Annotated in this window: 1 protein-coding gene; it reads left to right on the top strand. The window is 64.0% G+C overall.

Annotated features, from left to right (window positions below; genetic code table 11):
* On the top strand, positions 1-267 hold a 267-nt coding region (locus tag WA670_RS45100; protein WP_336162320.1), incomplete at both ends, for a Fe-Mn family superoxide dismutase.

Raw genomic sequence — 267 nt, 5'->3', positions numbered from 1 at the left:
ACCACGATCCAGGGCAACGGGTGGGGCGCGCTGTCGTGGGACCCGATCGGCAAGACGCTGATCACCCAGCAGCTGCGCGACCACCACAACAACCTGATCCTGCCGACCGTGCCGATCCTGCTGGTCGACGTGTGGGAGCACGCGTTCTACCTGGACTACAAGAACGTGAAGCCGGACTACGTCAACGCCCTGTGGAACATCTTCAACTGGGCCGAGATCAGCAAGCGCTTCGACAACGCCGTCGCCGGCGGCAACGGCCTCCTGCTC

The sequence above is a fragment of the Amycolatopsis sp. VC5-11 genome (assembly GCF_037034185.1).
GTDB classification, from domain to species: domain Bacteria; phylum Actinomycetota; class Actinomycetes; order Mycobacteriales; family Pseudonocardiaceae; genus Amycolatopsis; species Amycolatopsis nivea.
The sequence above is the reverse complement of the archived record's forward strand: the minus strand, read 5'-3'. Positions and strand labels throughout refer to the sequence as shown.